Consider the following 411-nt stretch of genomic DNA (forward strand, 5'->3'; position numbering starts at 1 on the left):
CGCATTGGCTGCCAGCTTTTCTTCTTTCTGTTGCCGGTGACACCATGCAAGACCCCCTCAATGTGGGCGATCTGCTCAAGCACAGCCCGCTGTTCCTGGACTTCGACGACGATGACATTGCCTTGCTCGCGCGCGACAGCCACGCAGTGCGCGTGTCGCGGCACGACTTCGCGTTTCGCCGTGGCGACCACGCCGATGGCTTCTATGTCGTGGTGGTCGGTGCGATCAAACTTGTATTGCCGGGGGCGCACGGCCAATGCAAGGTCATCGAGTTCTTCGGGCCCGGCGAGTGCTTTGGCGAGCCCTTCATGTTTCTGAACCGCCCCTACGCGGCAGATGCGCAAGCCATGGAAGACAGCCTGCTTGTCTGGATCGGTAAGCGCGCCGTCGACGATGCACTCCACGTGCATC

1 protein-coding gene is annotated in these 411 nt (G+C 61.3%); it reads left to right on the forward strand.

The window, feature by feature from the left end; all coding sequences use genetic code 11:
* Positions 1 to 44: 44 nt before the first annotated feature.
* Positions 45 to 411 (forward strand): Crp/Fnr family transcriptional regulator (locus tag G9373_RS45740; RefSeq protein ID WP_167121422.1); only part of this gene is annotated, 367 nt, incomplete at its 3' end.

Source organism: Rhodococcus sp. A14, from assembly GCF_011603105.1.
In the GTDB taxonomy this organism is placed as follows: Bacteria; Actinomycetota; Actinomycetes; order Mycobacteriales; family Mycobacteriaceae; genus Rhodococcus_F; species Rhodococcus_F opacus.